The following is an 18,725-nucleotide window of genomic DNA, read 5'->3' on the forward strand; positions in this document are numbered from 1 at the left end:
GGGGTGCACCAGGTCCCTGGCCGTCTCCGGCGCACACCGGTCGACCGGGGTGGAATGAGAGCTTCCGGGGGGCGCATTCCCCCGGAACGGCCCCGAGGGAGGCCCCGGGCCGCCATGATGGGGGCATGGCGGGGCTGGAGGGTATCGAACAGCCGCGGGGGCACGGGCGCGTGGCCGCGGCACGCTGGTCGCCTGCGGTCGAGGACGAACAGGCGCTCAAGGCACTGGAGTTGTTCGGCGATCCCACGGACGCGGAGGTCCAGCTGCCGTCCCTCCCCGAATCCGCCGCCACGGCCCGGCGCCTCACCCAGGTCATCGTCCTCCGCCGCTGGCAGCTCACCCCCAAGATGACCGAGGACGCCGTCCTGCTCGTCTCGGAACTCGTCGGCAACGCCGTACGCCACACCGGTGCCCGCGTCTTCGGACTGCGCATGCGCAGGCGCCGCGGCTGGATCCGCGTCGAGGTCCGGGACCCCTCACGCGGGCTGCCCTGCCTGATGCCGGTCCAGGAGATGGATGTCAGCGGCCGGGGGCTGTTCCTCGTCGACAAGCTCTCCGACCGCTGGGGCGTCGACCTGCTGCCCCGCGGCAAGACGACCTGGTTCGAGATGCGGGTGGCCGACCGCTGAACGGCGCCGGTCCCCCGGCCGGCCCCGGGTCCCCGGCTCGCACGTCGGTGTCCGCGGCACCCCCGGGTCGTCGGCCTCGACGACGGGCGGGCGTGCCACGCCCCGCGCGTCCGGGCGGCGCGGCGCCCGGCGCATCGGCCGTGACGCGTGAGGAGGCGTCGGCCGATCGGATGACGGCGGCCCACGACCGGGCCCCGGCCCGACCGGTTCGGGGATCCGAACGCGCAGGTCGTAGGTCCGAGGACCGAGCCCGGTCGGGCCGAAACTCGGTGGGCGTCGTCGGTGCCGATCCGTAGGCTCGCCCTGATGCCCACGACACACGCACCCACCGAGGACCGTTCCGCCGTACGCACGCTGCTGCGCCTGTGGCCGTATGTGCGTCCCGTCCGGGTGCGGTTGTTCACCGCCGCGGCCATCGCGGTCGTCGCCTCCTGCACGGGGCTGGTCATCCCGCTCGTACTGAAGTGGATGGTGGACGGTCCGGTCGCGGACCGGGACTCGGCGGGTGTCTGGCTGGGCGCGCTGTGCCTGCTGCTGCTCGGGGCCGCGGAGGCGGTCCTGTTCGGGCTGCGGCGCTGGCTGGTGGCGCGCCCGCTGTCCCATGTCGAGGCGGAGATGCGCGCCGACCTGTACCGGCATCTGCAACGGCTGCCGGTGGCCTTCCACGACCGGTGGGCGTCGGGGCAGCTGCTGTCCCGGGGCACCACGGACCTGATGCTGGTGCGCATGTTCCTCGCCTTCCCGCTGACGTTCCTGCTGGTCAACGGGGTGACGATCCTCGTCGGTGTGACCATCATGCTGCTACAGGACGGGATCCTCGGGCTGGTCATCCTCGGGCCCGCGATCCCCGTGGTCGTCATGTGCGTGATCTTCGAGAACCGTTACGCGCGCGTGGCGCGAAGCGCCCAGGACCAGGTCGGCGACCTGACGACGGTCGTGGAGGAGAGCGTCCTCGGCGTCCGGATCATCAAGGGCTTCGGCCGGCACCGCAGCCAGGCGCGGGCGTTCCGCGAGCTGTCCTCGACGCTGCGCGGGACGGAACTGCACAAGGCGCGGCTGCTCGCGACGATCTGGGCCGTCATCGTGACGCTGCCCGAACTGGCCATCGGCGCCGCGCTGGTGCTGGGGACGGTGCGGGTGGCGGACGGCGAGCTGTCCGCGGGCACCCTGGTCGCCTTCCTCTCCACGGCACTCGCCCTGCGCTGGCCGGTGGACTCCATCGGCTTCCTGCTGGCGATGAGCCAGGAGGCGGCGACGGCGACGGAGCGGTACTTCGAGGTGATGGACGCGGAGCCGGAATCGTCCACCGACACCGAGGAGCGTGCGGCCGCGCCGGGCGGCGACGGCCTGCGCTTCCACGGTGTCACCTTCCGTTATCCCGACGCCGAGCCCGGCTCCCCTCCCGTGCTGGACCGGGTCGACCTGCACATCCGGCCCGGGGAGTCCATGGCGCTCGTCGGCGCGACCGGGAGCGGGAAGACGACGCTCACCGCGCTCGTGCCCCGGCTGCACGAGGTGACCTCCGGCCGGATCACGCTCGACGGCGAGGACATCACCGCGATGCCCCGCGAGGAGCTGCGGGCGAGGGTCGCCGTCGCGTTCGAGGAGCCGACGCTGTTCTCCGCGAGCGTCGGGGAGAACGTGCTGATGGGCGCCGGCGGCCACGCGGACGACGGCGATCTGGAGCGGGCGCTGGCCGTCGCGCAGGCCGAGTTCGTGCACGCGCTGCCGCAGGGCACCCGTACCCAGGTCGGAGAGCAGGGGCTGAGCCTGTCCGGTGGGCAGCGCCAGCGCCTCGCGCTGGCACGGGCGGTCGTGGGCCGGCCCCGGTTCCTCGTGCTCGACGACCCGCTGTCCGCGCTGGACGTCCACACGGAGGCCGCCGTGGAAGCCGCGCTGCGCCGCGTCCTCGCCGACACGACCGCGCTGATCGTCGCCCACCGGCCGTCCACCGTGCTGCTCGCCGACCGGGTCGCCCTGCTGTCCGGCGGCCGCGTCACCGCCGTGGGCACCCACCACGAACTGCTCCGCACCAACGCCGAGTACGCCCATCTCATGTCCGGGGACCAGGAGGCCGACCGCCGATGACCGCGCCCACGACCGCCTCCCCCACCGCCGACGACGACCAGGACGCGACGGCCGCGCGGGAGCAGGCCGACGCCTTCGACCGGGACGTCCTGCCCACCGCGCCGGGCGCCACCGGCACGCTGCTGCGCTCGCTGCTCGCGCCGATGAAGGCGCGCGTGGCCCTCACCACGTTCCTGCTGCTGCTCCAGCAGGCGGCCGTGCAGGCGGGCCCGCTGCTGGTGGCGTACGCCATCGACCGTGGCGTACCGGCGTTCCGGAACGACGACCTGGGGCCGCTGGTCGCGGTGGGCGTCGGCTACCTGGGGTGCGCGCTGGTCGGCGGCGGGCTCCAGTACGCGTTCCTGATCGCCTCCGCCCGCGTCAACCAGGACGTGCTGCTGGACCTGCGCGGGCGGATCTTCCGGCACGCGCAGGCGCTGAGCATCGACTTCCACGAGCGCTACACCTCGGGCCGGCTCATCTCCCGCTCCACCACCGATGTGGAGTCGCTGCGCGAACTGCTCAGCGAGGGCCTCCAGGAGCTGGTGACGGTCGTCCTGTCCTTCCTGTACATCTCGGCGACGCTGCTCTGGCTGGACCTGGGTCTCGGCGCGGTGGCGGTGGCGTCGTTCGGGCCGCTGTACCTCCTCGTCCGGGTCTACCAGCGGCGTGCGGGCCGGGTGTTCCGGGCGCGGTCCACCGCCATCGCGGCCGTGATCGTGAAGTTCGTGGAGACGGTGAACGGCATCCGGCCGGTGCGCGCGTTCCGCCGCGAGGCCGTCAACGAGGCCGACTTCCGGGTCCTCAACGAGCGGCACGAGCGGACCAACGGCGACGCGCTCCTGGAGATGGCCCGGTACGTCGTCGGTTCCCGGCTGGTCGCCAACACCGCCGTCGCGCTGATCGTGCTGTGGGGCGCCCAGCGGGTGGCGGACGGTTCGCTGGCGCTGGGTGTGCTGGCCGCGGCGGTGCTGTACCTGCGGCGGCTGTACGACCCGATCGACCGGCTGGGCATGTTCCTCAACTCCTACCAGTCGGCGGCGGCCTCCCTGGAGAAGATCGCGGGGCTGCTGGCCCAGGAGCCGTCCGTGCCCGAGCCGACCGCGCCCCGGGAGCTTCCGGCCCGCCGGTCGGACATGCCGGGCCGCGAGGTCGTCTTCGACGGCGTCGGCTTCGGCTACCGCACCGGCGGCGAGGTGCTGCCCCGCTTCGACCTCACCCTGCCCGCCGGACAGACCGTCGCCGTGGTCGGCTCGACCGGCGCCGGGAAGTCCACCCTGGCCAAGCTCCTCGCCCGCTTCTACGACCCGACGGCGGGCCGGGTCCTCCTCGACGGCGTCGACCTGCGCGACCTGACGACGGCCGAACTGCGGCGCGGGGTGGTCATGGTGACGCAGGAGGCGTTCCTGTTCTCGGGGACGGTCGCGGAGAACATCGCGATCGGGCGGCCGGACGCGAGCCGGGAGGACATCGAGCGGGCGGCGAAGGCCATCGGCGCGCACGAGTTCGTCAGCGCGCTGCCCGACGGCTACGACACGGACGTCCGCAGGCGCGGCGGCCGGATCTCCGCCGGACAGCGCCAGCTCGTGGCGTTCGCCCGGGCGTTGCTCGCGGATCCGGCGGTGCTGATCCTCGACGAGGCCACCAGTTCGCTCGACGTACCCGGCGAACGGGCCGTGCAGGCGGCGATGACGACGGTGCTGCGGGGCCGTACGGCGGTGGTGATCGCGCACCGGCTGTCGACCGTGGAGATCGCCGACCGGGTCCTCGTCATGGAGCACGGAAGGATCGTCGAGGACGGCACCCCGGCCGAACTCGTCGCGGGCACGGGCCGGTTCGCGGACCTGCACCGCGCCTGGCGGGACAGTCTCGCGTGAGGGTCCGGTGGACGCGGCGGCAGCCGGTCGACGTCCACGCCGACCCCGGCACGCGGACCGCCGGGGCGGAGCGACCGGGCCCCAAAAGCCACCTTCAGTGATCAGATCCGTATATCGAACATGAACTCCCGGACAACGAACCGTTTTTGGCCAACTTCCTGACGCGCTCCTGACAGATAGCGCTGTCGGCTGCCACTCTTCCCACTGCTACTGCACAGCAACCCCACAGCGTCACCCGTTCTGCGTACGGCCCTAGTTGTGCCCGCGCGGCCCACCCGCCGTGCGGTCTCCCCCGGCCGCGTGACCCGCGGCCGCGCAGAAGGAGTCAGTGTTGAGCAGCAGTCCCTCTCGCAGACGCACCTCCCACACCCCCTCCCGCAGGGCCGCGGCCTTCGCCCTCGTCGGCGTCTCCGCGCTCATCGCCGCCGCCGTGCAGTCCGGCGCCGCGACGGCCGCCCCCCAGCAGTCACCGCGCGCGGCCGGCCAGGCGATACCGGGCTCCGAGTCCGTCCGCCTCACCCCCGCCCAGCGCGCCGAGCTGATCCGCGACGCGAACGCCGGCAAGGCGCAGCAGGCCAGGGAACTGGGCCTCGGCGCCAAGGAGGCACTCGTCGTCCGGGACGTCGTCAAGGACGCCGACGGCACGGTCCACACCCGCTACGAGCGCACCTACGCGGGCCTGCCGGTCCTCGGCGGCGACCTGGTCGTCGAGTCCACCCCGGCCGGCGCGACGGAGTCCGTCGTCAAGGCCACCCGCGCCGCCATCCAGCCGGCCACCACCACGGCCAAGGTGCCCGCGGCCAAGGCCGAGGCGCAGGCCCTGTCGGCGGCGAAGGCGGAGGAGGCCAAGAGCCCCGACGTCAACCGCGCGCCGCGCAAGGTGATCTGGGCCGCGAACGGCACGCCGACGGTGGCCTACGAGACGGTCGTCGGCGGGTTCCAGCACGACGGCACCCCGCAGGAGCTGCACGTCGTCACGGACGCCACGACGGGCGCGAAACTGTACGAGTGGGAGGCCGTCGAGACCGGCACCGGCAACACGGTGTACAGCGGTCAGGTCACCATCGGCAGCACGCAGTCCGGGTCGACGTACAACCTCACCGACGGCGCCCGCGGCGGCCACAAGACGTACAACCTCAACCGCGGCACCTCCGGCACCGGCACGCTGTTCTCGGGCCCCGACGACGTCTGGGGCAACGGCAGCGCGTCGAACCTGGAGTCGGCCGGCGCCGACGCCGCCTACGGCGCCCAGCTGACCTGGGACTACTACAAGAACGTGCACGGGCGTTCCGGCATCCGCGGCGACGGGGTCGGCGCGTACTCCCGCGTCCACTACGGCAACAACTACGTGAACGCGTTCTGGTCGGACAGCTGCTTCTGCATGACGTACGGCGACGGCTCCGGCAACGCCAACCCGCTGACGTCGATCGACGTGGCCGCCCACGAGATGACCCACGGGCTCACCTCCAACACGGCCGGTCTCAACTACAGCGGCGAGTCGGGCGGGCTGAACGAGGCGACGTCGGACATCTTCGGCTCGACCGTCGAGTTCTACGCCAACAACTCCTCCGACGTCGGTGACTACCTCATCGGCGAGGAGATCAACATCAACGGCGACGGCACGCCGCTGCGCTACATGGACAAGCCGAGCAAGGACGGCTCGTCCAAGGACAGCTGGTACTCCGGCATCGGCTCGGTCGACGTGCACTACTCCTCGGGCCCGGCGAACCACTTCTTCTACCTGCTGAGCGAGGGCAGCGGCACCAAGACCATCAACGGTGTCACGTACAACTCGCCCACCTCGGACGGGCTGCCGGTGACCGGCATCGGCCGGGACAAGGCGGAGAAGATCTGGTTCCGCGCGCTGACCACGAAGTTCACCTCGACCACCAACTACGCGTCCGCCCGCACCGGCACGCTCGCCGCGACGGGTGAGCTGTACGGCACGACGAGCGCCGAGTACACGGCGGTGCAGAACGCGTGGGCGGCCATCGCGGTCGGCGCGCGGCCCGGTGGCGGCGGCGGTGGCGGCACCTCCTTCGAGAGCACCACCGACGTGTCGATCCCGGACAACGGCGCGGCGGTCACCTCGCCGATCACCGTCTCCGGCCGGACGGGCAACGCCCCGTCGAACCTCGCGGTGGCGGTGGACATCGTCCACACCTACATCGGTGACCTCCAGGTGCAGTTGGTCGCGCCCGACGGCACGGCGTACACGCTGAAGGCGTACGGCACCGGCGGCAGCACCGACAACCTGAACACCACGTACACGGTGAACGCCTCCTCCGAGGTGGCCAACGGCGTCTGGACGCTGAGGGTCCAGGACAACGCGGCGGTGGACACCGGCTACATCAACGGCTGGAAGTTGACCTTCCCGTAGGTCGGCGCCAGGGGGCCGCACGTCGGCCCACCCCCCACCCACAGGACGCCGCTCCGGGGCTTCGGCCCCGGGGCGGCGTCCTCTTTTTGCCATCCGATGACCCGCCTGCTGTTGGCGTTTGACCGAGGTCACGTCCGTTTACACAGCCGCAATGTTCATCGGTTGGTCGATTTTCGGTCAACATCACTTTGGGGTCCTGACATGTACGCGACCTGGATGTCACTCTTCCTGTCACCCGCCGCACAACTTCACGACCGTCACGGCCGGCCTCCCCACGCCGCCCGGGCACCCCCACATCCAAGGAGCTTGTGTGTCCTCCCTCTACGCGCGTCACAAGAGCACCACCCTGGCCATCGCGACCGCCGTCGCGGCCGGAGCGCTCGTCACCACCGGACTCACCTCCGGCAGCGCCGCCGCCCAGACCCCCGCGGACGCGACGGCCGCCAAGCCCCTCGCCGTCCCGACCACGCTGGCCCCGGCCGTCCGCACCGCCCTGATCCAGGACAAGCAGGCCGACGCCGGCGCGACCGCGCGGGAGATAGGCCTCGGCGCCCAGGAGGCACTCGTCGTCCGCGACGTCGTCAAGGACGCCGACGGCACGGTCCACACCCGCTACGAGCGCACCTACGCGGGCCTGCCGGTCCTCGGCGGCGACCTGGTCGTCGAGTCCACCCCGGCCGGCGCGACGGAGTCCGTCGTCAAGGCCACCCGCGCCGCCATCAGAGTCGCCTCGACCACCCCGGCCGTCGGCGCCGCCAAGGCCGAGAACCAGGCCCTGTCGCTGGCGAAGGCGGCGGGCTCCGACGACACGGAGGCCTCGCAGGCGCCCCGCAAGGTGATCTGGGCGGGCAACGGCGCCAAGCCGGTCCTGGCCTACGAGACCGTGGTGGGCGGCCTCCAGGAGGACGGCACCCCCAACGAGCTGCACGTCATCACCGACGCGGCCACCGGCGCCAAGCTGTACGAGTACCAGGGCATCGAGACCGGCACCGGCAAGAGCCTCTACTCCGGCACGGTCACCATCGGCAGCACCCTGTCGGGCTCGACGTACCAGCTGTACGACACCTCGCGCGGCGGCCACAAGACGTACAACAAGGCCCGCAGCACGACCAGTGCCGCCGGCACGCTGTTCACCGACGCGGACAACACCTGGGGCACCGGCGCGGCCTCCAGCTCCTCCACGGACCAGACGGCGGCGGTCGACGCGGCCTACGGCGCCCAGACCACCTGGGACTTCTACAAGAACACCTTCGGCCGCAACGGCATCAAGAACAACGGCGTGGCCGCGTACTCCCGGGTCCACTACGGCAGCGCGTACGTCAACGCGTTCTGGGACGACAGCTGCTTCTGCATGACGTACGGCGACGGCACCAGCAACACGCACCCGCTGACCTCGCTGGACGTGGCCGGCCACGAGATGACGCACGGCGTCACCTCCAACACGGCGGGCCTGAACTACTCGGGCGAGTCCGGCGGCCTGAACGAGGCCACGTCGGACATCTTCGGCACGGCGGTCGAGTTCTACGCGGCGAACTCCTCGGACCCCGGTGACTACCTCATCGGCGAGAAGATCAACATCAACGGCGACGGCACCCCGCTGCGCTACATGGACCAGCCGAGCAAGGACGGCGGCTCGGCCAACTACTGGTCCTCGTCGCTGAAGAACCTGGACGTGCACTACTCGTCCGGCCCGGCGAACCACTTCTTCTACCTCCTGTCCGAGGGCAGCGGCGCCAAGACGGTCAACGGCGTCGCCTACAACTCGCCCACCTACAACGGCTCGACGGTCACCGGCATCGGCCGCGCCAAGGCGGTCCAGATCTGGTACAAGGCGCTGACGTCGTACATGACGTCGACGACCACGTACGCGGGCGCCCGCACGGCGACCCTGAGCGCCGCGTCGGCCCTGTACGGCTCCACCAGCACGGAGTACAAGGCGGTCGCGGCCGCCTGGACGGCGGTCAACGTCGCCTGACCGGTCCCTGACCGTTCGCCGGACGTGAGGGCGGCACCCGGGAAGCAGGCCTTCCGGGTGCCGCCCTACTCTTGGGTCCCATGTCAGTTGGGGACTTCACGTACGAGGACGTCGGCGCCACGCGCGAGCCCGGCTTCTGCCCGCCCGGCTTCCACGCCCTGCACGTGCGCACGCGCCTCGGCGAGGGCGAGGAGGTCTTCCGCCGCGCCGCCGAGGCGCTCCTCACCTGGGAGCTGCACCGCGCCCTCGGCGTCGGCGTCGACGCGAGCGCCGACCGCGCGGCCCCCGACGTCGACGTCACGGTCACCCTGGCGGGCGTCATCAAGGCTCCCTGCCGCGTGGTGTGGACGGTGGAGGAGCGCCGACGGGCCGGCTGGGCCTACGGCACCCTTGCCGGCCACCCGGAGTCCGGCGAGGAGTCCTTCGTGGTCGACCGCACGGGAGACGGCACGGTCTGGCTGACGGTGTCCGCCTTCAGCCGGGGCGCGAAGTGGTACGCGCGGGCGGGCGGCCCGGCCACACGGGGGTTGCAGCAGGCGTACGCGCGGCGGTGCGGCGTGGTGCTGCGGGGGCTGGCGACGGCGGGGCTGAAGGAGTAGCCGGGGCGGGCTGTGCTCCGTAGCTGACCGTCGCGACGTAAGGTCCCATGGGCCACGGTGACTCGTGGCGACGACAGGCGAACACGGGGCAGCGAACACGGGGGCAGGACATGGAATACCGGCGCGCGGCGATACCGGCGGTGGCGGGCGGGCTGATGGTGACGCTGCTGCTGTGGTGGGCGGGGGCGAGCGCCGAGGCGCTGCGCCTGGAGGGCGCGAACGACGTTCTGGGCTTCGCGGCCGTCGCCGACCTCCAGAGATGGCTGCTGCCCTGGGCGTACGAGCCCTCCGGCACCGCGGGCGGGTACGTCGACGGGACCGGCGCGTCCCACTACCTCGAGCTGCACCACACGGCGATCCAGATCCGCTTCGCCGCCGTGTTCGTCCTCTACACGTCCGGGGCGCTCCTGCTGATCCGGCGGCTTCCCGCCGAGCGCGGCCACCGGACGTGGGCCGCGTTGCTCGCCCTGTGGGCCTGGGGCCTGGTGGCGGCGACCCTGGCGGTGACGGTGTCAGCGCCCTGGCTCATCGCGGCCGGCGGCCACGGCAGTTACCGGTTCCTGCCGCAGCTGGCGGCCGCCTCCGCGTCCGGGCGGCAGATCGCCGTACCGGTGGCGCTGGTCACCGCGGCATGGACGGTCTTCGTCGCGCGGCTGGCGCTGAAGGGCACCGAGCCGCAGCCGCGCGAGAACCCGCCGGCGCGGCCGGCCGTGCTGGCCGCCACCGCCGGAACCGCGGTGGTCGCGGTCTCCCTGATCGTCCTCTCCTACCAGGAGAACGCCGCCACCCTCCAGACGGCCTTCACCGGCAGCGGACTCTTCGGCGAACCGGGCGACCTGCTGCGCCAGTGGCTGCTGCTCGGCGCCTGGTCCGGCCCGGCCGGCGCCCCGCTCGGCGACTGGCTCCTGTACCGCCTCGGCGACGCCCTGCTCCTCGCCGTCGTCTGGTGCGCCCTGCGGTGGCTGCCCGCCCTGCTCACCCGGGTGTCCGTCCCGGCGATGGCGGCGGGCGGGATCTGCGCGATCGTCCTGGGACTGCTGACCGAACAGGCGCTGCGCCTGGCACAGGACGGCACGGGGACGGGTTCACGGCTGCTGTACATGGCGTCCGGCCTCGGCGAGGGAGTGACGGCGACACTGCTGTGGGGCGTCCTCGCGGGGGTCGCGGCGACGGTGACGCTGCGGGCGGCGGTGGGTCGTACCCTCCCGCCGCCCGCCGTGCGGCCTGCCGGGACCGAGGCCGGATGACGCTTCCCGACGGACGTCCGGAGAGCGCCGGTCGCAGGCGAGCGGGCCGCACGAAGTACGGCCCGCTCTCTCCCTGACGGTCCCCGCGGTGACCGTCAGGGCCTCAGGCGTTCCTCAGGTACGCCGCCAGCTTGCCGATGAGCCGGGCGGCGTCGTCCAGGCCGCGGGCCGTGTCGCCGAGGTCGCCGGCGAGCAGCTGATCCAGGGCTCGCGCCGCTTCCCTCCCGCCCTCCCCGCCGGGGACGTCGGACCAGGGGCCGGGAACGCTGGTGCCCCGGTATCCGACGGGCTCGCCCCCGCGCGGCGCCCGGTAACCGGTGAAGTCGGCGGCCCGCTGCGTCGGCCCGGCGGCCGGGGCCTCGGCCGCGAGGAACTGGACCCTGGAGAGCTGGGTCTGGTCGGAGCCGTTGTTGCGGGTGATGCTCAGGCGGTAGCGGGCGTAGGACGCGGGTGAGGCGACGGAGTACTCGTTCGTCTCGTGGCGCTGCCGGAAGCGTTCGCCGGTGCGGGAGTCCACGGTCGTCCAGTGGCCGCCGTCGTGCGATCCCTGGAGCCGCCAGTCCCGCGGGTCCCGCTCGGGGGCGTCGTTGGCCGAGGTCAGCCGGTAGGCGGCGATGACGGCGGGGCGCTCCAGGGTGAAGTCCAGCTCGGCGGTCTCGTCGTTCGCCAGCCACTTGCTGCCGTCCTTGCCGAGCAGGTTGTCCGCGACCTCGCCCACCAGGTCGAACTCGTCGCTCGCCTCGACGCCGACGACCGTACGGGTGATGTCCCGCAGCTCGCCGGCGGGTACCGCCACGTCGGGTCCGCCGGCGGAGCCGAGGACGACGGAGGCGGTGGTGCCCCGCCGGTCGGTCCAGGACACGCGCTCCACGGGCGCCCCTCCGTCGTCGAGCAGCAGCCGCAGCTCGCCGGAGGGTGACCAGGCGCCGTCGTGCCCCTCCTCGGTGGAGAACCGGTGCAGTGGGGCTCCGGCCGTGCCCTCCGGGTAGGCCCGGCGGTCGGCGAGGGTGCCGCGGTACTCGGTGACCGTGCCGTCGGCGGTCCTGCGGTGGCCGAGGAAGGCGGAGAGGTCCGCGCGCAGCCCGATCGTCGCTTCCGATCCGTCCGCCCCGCGCCAGGCCAGGTGCGCGGGCAGGGCCCGCCCGCCGCCGTCGACGGTTTCGACGTGGAAGAGCAGCCGGGAGGCGGACTGCCAGGCGGTGGCGCCGGGGGCACGGACCTCGGTCGTGAAGGCGGCGACGGACCGGCCGGCCGCCCGGCCCGCCCTGGCGCGCTCCGACCGGTCCCGGTCGTGCGCGGGGTCCACGGTCACGGCCCGCAGCCGCAGCAGCCCTTCCGCGCCCTCCGGGTTGCGCACCTCCAGCAGGTTGTCGCCCGCGACCAGGAGTGCCCCCGGAACGCTGAGGACGGTGACCCGCGGGTCGCTGTGCTCCCGGTGCCCCTCGTCCCCCGGTGTCGCCACCTGCTCGACGAGAGCCTTGCCGTTGAGCACAACGTCCCTCGGGGCGCTCGCCCCGAGCACGGTCACCGCGACGACGGCCTCGGCGATCTCCTCCCGCTCCCCGACGGTGAAGTCCAGCCTGATGTGTCCGCCGGCGCCCAGCGCGAGGTGCGAGGGGGCGATCCCGCAACGGTGGTGGGCCACCACGGCGTTCGACAGCTGGGCCGGGTCGACGGAGAAGTCGGCGAATACGGGTTCCATGGTGTCCCTACGTCGTCCGGGGCGTACCGGCCGTACCGGTCGCCTGGTGCACGGACTGACCCTGCGGCCCGCGACACCTCCGCAACGTATCGGGGCCCACTGACAACGCACCGGGCAAGTCACCTCGGTGGCGGGCCGGTTGTCCCTCCTGTCACCGAGGAGGAGACCCTCAGCTCGTCGACGCGCGGGCCACGATGGCCCGCCGTCAAACCCGAGGCCGGTGGGACGGTACCGAAACCGTAAGCTGCGTCCACGTCGCCGTATCTGGCGGGCCAGGTGGCGCATGACGCGGAAGTATTTGCCCGTGGTGAGGACGGCGTCAGTCGGGCAGGCCGCTCGATGGCCGTGTTCACGGCGTCCGTCAGACCCCTACGACTTGGACGTACAACGGTGTACGACAACCCGAGGTGCCGCCGCATTGGCTCGATGGCGCACTCCACCGGGCGTCACCGACACGCGAATGTTCCGCCGAACCGCGGGTGCGGGGCCCCCTTCACGTCAAGAGGTGCCCACATCGCGCCAACCTCCCTCATGTATCCAGAAATAGAGGACGGGCCCCGCAGCACCCACCCCTGCCGCAGGACCCGCCCTCACCCAGCGCTGCCGCCCCCTACCGCATCAACACCCCCGCCCCCTCCACCAGTTCCTCCGAAGGTCCCGCCACCAGGCCCAACTCCGCGCCCGAGGCGATCAGCGGGTGGTCCGGCAGGATGCGGACGGTGTAGCCGTAGGGGCCCGTGCGGTCGAGGGAGAGGGGGCCCTCGTAGACCCAGCGGCCCTCCAGATCGGGGCCGCCCACCGGTTTCAGGGAGACGGCTGTGCCGTCGGTGATGCGGTCCTCCGCGTCGACGCGGCCGGAGACGGCCTGGACCTCGACGTCGTCGGGGGTGAGGTCGCCGAGGCGCAGGCGGACCCGGAGGGCCAGCGTCGTGCCGAGTTCGGCGGTCGGCGCGGCCGCGGAGGTCTCGACGTGGTCGACGGTGACGGCGTGCCAGGCGGCGCGCACCTTCGCCTTCCAGGCCGCGAGGTCGCGGGCCGAGTCGGGGTCCAGGGCGCGGTGGGCCCGGGCCGCCGGGGTGTAGAGGCGTTCGACGTACTCGCGGACCATGCGGCCGGCCAGCACCTTCGGGCCGAGGAGGGTGATGGTCTGGCGGACCATCTCGATCCAGCGGTCGGGGAGCCCGCCCGCGCCCCGCTCGTAGAAGCGCGGGGTGACGCGCTGCTCCAGCAGGTCGTACAGCGCCGCCGCCTCGATGGCGTCGCGGTGGTCCGCGTCGGTGCCGGAGCCGTCCGCCGTGGGGATCGCCCAGCCGAAGTCGGGCTGGAACCACTCGTCCCACCAGCCGTCCAGGACGGAGAGGTTGAGGCAACCGTTGAGCGCCGCCTTCATGCCGGACGTGCCGCAGGCCTCCAGCGGGCGCAGCGGGTTGTTGAGCCAGATGTCGCAGCCGGGGTACAGCTTCTGCGCCATCGCCATGCCGTAGTCGGGGAGGAAGACGATGCGGTGGCGGACCCGCGGGTCGTCGGCGAAGCGGACCAGTTCCTGGACGAGTCGTTTGCCGCCGTCGTCGGCGGGGTGCGCCTTGCCCGCGACGACGATCTGGACGGGCCGCTCCGGGTGCAGGAGCAGCTCCGTCAGCCGGTCGCGGTCCCGCAGCATCAGCGTGAGCCGCTTGTACGACGGGACGCGGCGCGCGAACCCGATGGTGAGGACGTCGGGGTCGAGGACGCCGTCGATCCAGCCCAGCTCGGCCGTGCCCGCGCCGCGCTGCCGCCAGGAGGCGCGCAGCCGCTGCCGTACCTCCATGACGAGCTGTTCGCGCAGGTCGCGGCGGAGGTTCCAGATCTCCTGGTCGGCGATGTCGGCGACGGAGTCCCAGCGGTCCGAGCCGCCGACGCCGAGTGCCTCCTCGGCGCGCTCGGCGCCGATCTGGCGGGCGCCGAGCCGCAGCACCTCGGGGGCGACCCAGGTGGGGGCGTGGACGCCGTTGGTGACGGAGGTGATCGGGACCTCCTCGGCGTCGAAGCCGGGCCACAGGCCGGCGAACATCTCCCGGCTGACCTGGCCGTGCAGGAGCGAGACGCCGTTGGCGCGCTGGGCGAGGCGCAGCCCCATCACGGCCATGTTGAAGAGGTTGCGCTCGCCGCCCGGATAGGTCTCCCTGCCGAGGTCGAGGATGCGGCCGACGTCCATGCGCGGGAGTTCGGCGCCGGGTCCGAAGTGCCGGGCGACCAGCTCGCGGTCGAAGCGGTCGATGCCGGCCGGGACGGGGGTGTGGGTGGTGAAGACGGTGCCGGCCCGGACCGCCTCCAGGCCCGAGTCGAAGTCGAGCCCCTCGTCGCAGAGTTCGGCGATGCGCTCCACGCCGAGGAAGCCGGCGTGTCCCTCGTTGGTGTGGAAGACCTCGGGCGGGGCGTGCCCGGTCAGCCGGCAGTACGTGCGTACCGCCCGGACACCTCCTATGCCGAGCAGCATCTCCTGGAGCAGCCGGTGTTCGCTGCCGCCGCCGTAGAGCCGGTCGGTCACCCCGCGTTCGCCGGGGTCGTTCTCCTCGACGTCGGAGTCGAGCATCAGCAGCGGGACGCGGCCGACCTGGGCCAGCCAGATCCGGGCGCGCAGCTGTTTTCCGCCGGGGAGGGCGAGGGAGACCTGGGCGGGGGTGCCGTCGTCCTCCTTCAGCTGGGTCACCGGCAGTTCGTTGGGGTCGAGGACGGGATAGTGCTCCTGCTGCCAGCCGTCGCGGGAGAGGGTCTGGCGGAAGTAGCCGTGGCGGTAGAGCAGCCCGACCCCGATGAGGGGGACGCCCAGGTCGCTGGCGGACTTCAGATGGTCGCCGGCGAGGATGCCGAGGCCGCCGGAGTACTGCGGCAGGGCGGCCGTGACGCCGAACTCCGGAGAGAAGTAGGCGATGGCGGCGGGCAGCTCGGCGGACTGCTGTTGATACCAGCGGTCGCCGGTCACGTAGTCGTGGAGATCGTCGGCCGCGGCGGTCAGCCGGGCCAGGAATGCGTGGTCCTCGGCCAGTTCCTGGAGGCGTGCGGCGGGTACGCCGCCGAGCAGCCGTACGGGGTCACCGCCCACGGTCGCCCAGTGTTCGGGGTCGACGGACCGGAAGAGGTCGCGGGTTTCCGCATGCCATGACCAGCGCAGATTGCGCGCCAGGTCACTGAGCGGCCGGAGGGGTTCGGGGAGAAGGGGTCGGACAGTGAATCGACGGATCGCCTTCACATTCCACCTCGGCGTGCGTGGGGAGCGGCGCACGGCAGTGTGCGCCAACGTCTCTGACGACGGTACCGGCGTCGGTGCCGGACTTGCTGGAGGCTGCCTCCGCCGGACCCCGTGCTGCGGTCCTCGGCGGGGCCTCTCCGGCCCCGCCGGACGATCCGGTCGCCCCGCCCGGCCCGCCGGATGCCCTGACCGGCGCCCCGGAGCCCCCCAGTGCGCCCCTTTATGGCCGGTTCCACCCCCGCAGGCCACCTTGTGACACTTCACGCCGCACGAGAGGCTGCGGGTGGCGCGCCCGACACCGCCGCCGTGCGTCGAGTCGAGGAGGGGAAAGCGAACCATGGCCCGGACGCGGACACGGCGTCCGCGTCGGGCGGGGGGTCTCGTCGCGGGCGCCACGACCGTGGTGTTCTCGGCGGTCACCCCGCCCGCGCACGCCGCACCACCGGAGGGGACGACGGACGGCGCCGGTCGGCCCGGCTCCATGGACGGCAGCTGTCTCGTGACGCCCGGAGAGGGGGTGGGGGTGCGGGCACTGGTCGTCGCGGGCGCCACGAACGGCAAGGTGTCCGGCCGTGGCCCCGGTTCGCCGGACAGGCTCCTGCGGGTTCCGCGCCGTCGGCCGCTGCCGCACGGACTTTGTGAATACATGGGCGCGAGGAGTTAACAACGAGCCGGATTGCTCACCCGAACAGGGTGGGAAGGTTTCTCCGGTACAGACCCCGTACCTCGCAGGCCCCACCTCCCCACATCCATCCGCCCACCCTCGTTGATGCGGACAGGAGCGGTCATGCCCGCCACGCACCACTCGTCAGCACCCCCGACACCCCCGCGCACCGCGGCTCCACCCTCCGGGCGTCCCGCCGGCGCCGGACCGCCGGCCCCGGAGCGATCCTCCGCGGGAGACGGCACAGCCGTGGGGCGGATACCCGTACTCGACGTCCGGCCGGTCGTCCAGCGCGGCCGCCGGCCCGCCAAGGCGGTCACCGGAGAGACGTTCCAGGTCTCGGCCACCGTGTTCCGCGAGGGCCACGACGCCGTCGCCGCCAACGTCGTGCTGCGCGATCCCGACGGCCGTCCCGGGCCCTGGACCCCGATGCGCGAGCTGACCCCCGGCACCGACCGCTGGGGCGCCGACGTCACCCCGGACGCGCCGGGCCACTGGACGTACACCGTGGAGGCCTGGGGCGACCCGGTCAGCACCTGGCGGCACCACGCGCGCATCAAGATCCCGGCGGGCATCGACACCGAGCTGGTCCTGGAGGAGGGCGCCCGGCTGTACGAGCGGGCCGCCGCCGGGATCGCCGGGACGGAGGAGGGTGCCGGGGCGAAGCGGGACGTCCTGCTCGCCGCGGTCGAGGCCCTGCGCGACGCGTCGCGTCCGGCCGCCTCCCGGCTGGCTGCGGCACTCGACCCGGAGGTGGACGCGGTGCTGGCCCGCCATCCGGTGCGGGAGCTGGTCACCGAGTCCGAGACGCTGCCCCTCCAGGTGGAGCGGGAGCGGGCGCTGTACGGCTCCTGGTACGAGTTCTTCCCCCGTTCGGAGGGGACGCCGCAGCGGCCGCACGGCACGTTCCGCACGGCCGCGCGGCGGCTGCCCGCGATCGCCGCGATGGGCTTCGACGTCGTCTACCTCCCGCCGATCCATCCGATCGGCACGACCTTCCGCAAGGGCCGCAACAACACCCTGGACCCCGGCCCCGAGGACGTGGGCGTGCCCTGGGCGATCGGCTCGCCTGCGGGCGGCCACGACGCCGTGCATCCGGATCTCGGCACGATCGACGACTTCGCCTGGTTCGTGGACCGGGCGAGAGAACACGGCCTGGAGATCGCGCTGGACTTCGCGCTCCAGTGCTCCCCGGACCACCCCTGGGTGCACGAGCACCCCGAGTGGTTCCACCACCGGCCGGACGGGACGATCGCGTACGCGGAGAACCCGCCGAAGAAGTACCAGGACATCTACCCGATCGCCTTCGACGCCGACATGAACGGCCTGGTCGCCGAGACCCTGCGGGTGCTGCGGCACTGGATGTCGTACGGGGTGCGGATCTTCCGGGTGGACAATCCGCACACCAAGCCGGTCGTGTTCTGGGAGCGGGTCATCGGGGAGATCAACCGGACCGACCCGGACGTGATCTTCCTGGCGGAGGCGTTCACCCGGCCCGCGATGATGCACACCCTCGCGCAGATCGGCTTCCAGCAGTCGTACACGTACTTCACCTGGCGCAACACCAAGGAGGAGCTGACCGAGTACCTGACCGAGCTGTCGGGCGAGGCGGCCTCCTACATGCGGCCGAACTTCTTCCCCAACACCCCCGACATCCTGCACGCCTATCTCCAGCACGGCGGCCGGCCCGCCTTCGAGGCCCGCGCGGTCCTCGCCGCTACCCTGTCCCCCTCCTGGGGCATTTACAGCGGCTACGAACTGTGTGAGAACGCCCCGGTCAGGGAAGGCGCCGAGGAGTACCTCGACTCGGAGAAGTATCAGCTCAGGCCGCGCGACTGGGAGGCAGCCGACCGTGAGGGCCGCACCATCGCCCCGCTCATCACCCGTCTCAACGAGATCCGGCGGGCCCACCCCGCGCTGCGGCAGCTGCGCGACCTGCACTTCCACCACGCCGATCAGGACGCGGTGATCGCCTACTCGAAGCGGAGCGGTTCGAACACGGTTCTGGTGGTCGTGAGTCTCGACCCCCACCACACCCAGGAGGCCACCGTCTCGTTGGACATGCCGCAACTCGGCCTGGACTGGCACGAGTCCGTGCCGGTGCGCGACCTGCTCACCGGCGAGACCTACCACTGGGGCAGGGCCAATTACGTGCGCCTCGAACCGGGCACCCGGTCCGCGCACGTATTCACCGTCCTGCGACCGTCGGCCCCGCAGATCGGAGGGTCACCCACACGATGATCGTCAACGAGCCCGTTCATGACACCTTCGAGGACACCCCGGCCAAGGACCGCGATCCCGACTGGTTCAAGCGAGCCGTCTTCTACGAGGTCCTCGTCCGTTCCTTCCAGGACAG

Annotated in this window: 10 protein-coding genes; 8 read left to right on the top strand and 2 right to left on the bottom strand. The window is 72.4% G+C overall.

The features are described 5' to 3' along the window. Window positions 1-125 precede the first annotated feature (125 nt). The 7 genes from ACFYO5_RS33065 (at window position 126) to ACFYO5_RS33095 (ending at window position 10,774) form a co-directional block, all read left to right on the top strand. Entirely contained in the window at window positions 126-629 is a 504-nt protein-coding gene (locus ACFYO5_RS33065; RefSeq protein ID WP_356570092.1) for an ATP-binding protein, read from the top strand. A gap of 306 nt (window positions 630-935) precedes the next feature. Further along, window positions 936-2,717, top strand: coding sequence for an ABC transporter ATP-binding protein (locus ACFYO5_RS33070; protein ID WP_388715924.1), 1,782 nt, complete (start codon window positions 936-938; stop codon window positions 2,715-2,717). Next, entirely contained in the window at window positions 2,714-4,573 is a 1,860-nt protein-coding gene (locus ACFYO5_RS33075) for an ABC transporter ATP-binding protein (RefSeq protein ID WP_388715927.1), read from the top strand. Before ACFYO5_RS33070 ends, ACFYO5_RS33075 begins: the two co-directional genes overlap by 4 nt. Before the next feature lie 331 nt (window positions 4,574-4,904). Beyond that, window positions 4,905-6,953 (top strand): M4 family metallopeptidase, encoded by a 2,049-nt coding sequence (locus tag ACFYO5_RS33080; RefSeq protein ID WP_388715930.1) that lies wholly within the window; start codon window positions 4,905-4,907, stop codon window positions 6,951-6,953. A gap of 310 nt (window positions 6,954-7,263) precedes the next feature. Beyond that, the gene (locus tag ACFYO5_RS33085) at window positions 7,264-8,928 is read left to right on the top strand and encodes a M4 family metallopeptidase (protein ID WP_388715933.1); all 1,665 of its coding nucleotides are present in this window, start codon (window positions 7,264-7,266) and stop codon (window positions 8,926-8,928) included. Window positions 8,929-9,008: 80 nt separating this feature from the next. Further along, complete coding sequence (locus ACFYO5_RS33090) at window positions 9,009-9,527, top strand: DUF1990 domain-containing protein (RefSeq protein WP_356570087.1); 519 nt, start codon at window positions 9,009-9,011, stop codon at window positions 9,525-9,527. A gap of 110 nt (window positions 9,528-9,637) precedes the next feature. Next, window positions 9,638-10,774 (top strand): hypothetical protein, encoded by a 1,137-nt coding sequence (locus tag ACFYO5_RS33095; RefSeq protein WP_388715936.1) that lies wholly within the window; start codon window positions 9,638-9,640, stop codon window positions 10,772-10,774. A gap of 103 nt (window positions 10,775-10,877) precedes the next feature. Here the strand turns inward: ACFYO5_RS33095 and ACFYO5_RS33100 are convergent, their stop codons facing one another. Further along, window positions 10,878-12,476, bottom strand: coding sequence for an alpha-1,2-mannosidase (locus ACFYO5_RS33100; RefSeq protein ID WP_388715939.1), 1,599 nt, complete (start codon window positions 12,474-12,476; stop codon window positions 10,878-10,880). A 610-nt stretch (window positions 12,477-13,086) separates the two neighbouring features. Continuing rightward, window positions 13,087-15,705 (bottom strand): glycosyltransferase family 1 protein, encoded by a 2,619-nt coding sequence (locus ACFYO5_RS33105; RefSeq protein ID WP_388715942.1) that lies wholly within the window; start codon window positions 15,703-15,705, stop codon window positions 13,087-13,089. A gap of 787 nt (window positions 15,706-16,492) precedes the next feature. Here ACFYO5_RS33105 and ACFYO5_RS33110 point away from each other — a divergent pair. Beyond that, the gene (locus ACFYO5_RS33110; protein ID WP_388715945.1) at window positions 16,493-18,610 is read left to right on the top strand and encodes an alpha-1,4-glucan--maltose-1-phosphate maltosyltransferase; all 2,118 of its coding nucleotides are present in this window, start codon (window positions 16,493-16,495) and stop codon (window positions 18,608-18,610) included. The last annotated feature ends 115 nt before the right edge of the window (window positions 18,611-18,725 follow it).

Origin of the sequence: Streptomyces sp. NPDC006259 (genome assembly GCF_042870975.1) — a bacterium.
Taxonomy (GTDB): Bacteria; Actinomycetota; Actinomycetes; order Streptomycetales; family Streptomycetaceae; genus Streptomyces.

Excerpts from the sequence above, each read along its gene's own strand:
- ACFYO5_RS33110 (WP_388715945.1), top strand. The coding sequence starts at position 16,493 with ATGCCCGCCACGCACCACTCGTCAGCACCCCCGACACCCCCGCGCACC.
- ACFYO5_RS33095 (WP_388715936.1), top strand. The coding sequence starts at position 9,638 with ATGGAATACCGGCGCGCGGCGATACCGGCGGTGGCGGGCGGGCTGATG.
- ACFYO5_RS33065 (WP_356570092.1), top strand. The coding sequence starts at position 126 with ATGGCGGGGCTGGAGGGTATCGAACAGCCGCGGGGGCACGGGCGCGTG.
- ACFYO5_RS33075 (WP_388715927.1), top strand. The coding sequence starts at position 2,714 with ATGACCGCGCCCACGACCGCCTCCCCCACCGCCGACGACGACCAGGAC.
- ACFYO5_RS33100 (WP_388715939.1), bottom strand. The coding sequence starts at position 12,476 with ATGGAACCCGTATTCGCCGACTTCTCCGTCGACCCGGCCCAGCTGTCG.
- ACFYO5_RS33070 (WP_388715924.1), top strand. The coding sequence starts at position 936 with ATGCCCACGACACACGCACCCACCGAGGACCGTTCCGCCGTACGCACG.
- ACFYO5_RS33090 (WP_356570087.1), top strand. The coding sequence starts at position 9,009 with ATGTCAGTTGGGGACTTCACGTACGAGGACGTCGGCGCCACGCGCGAG.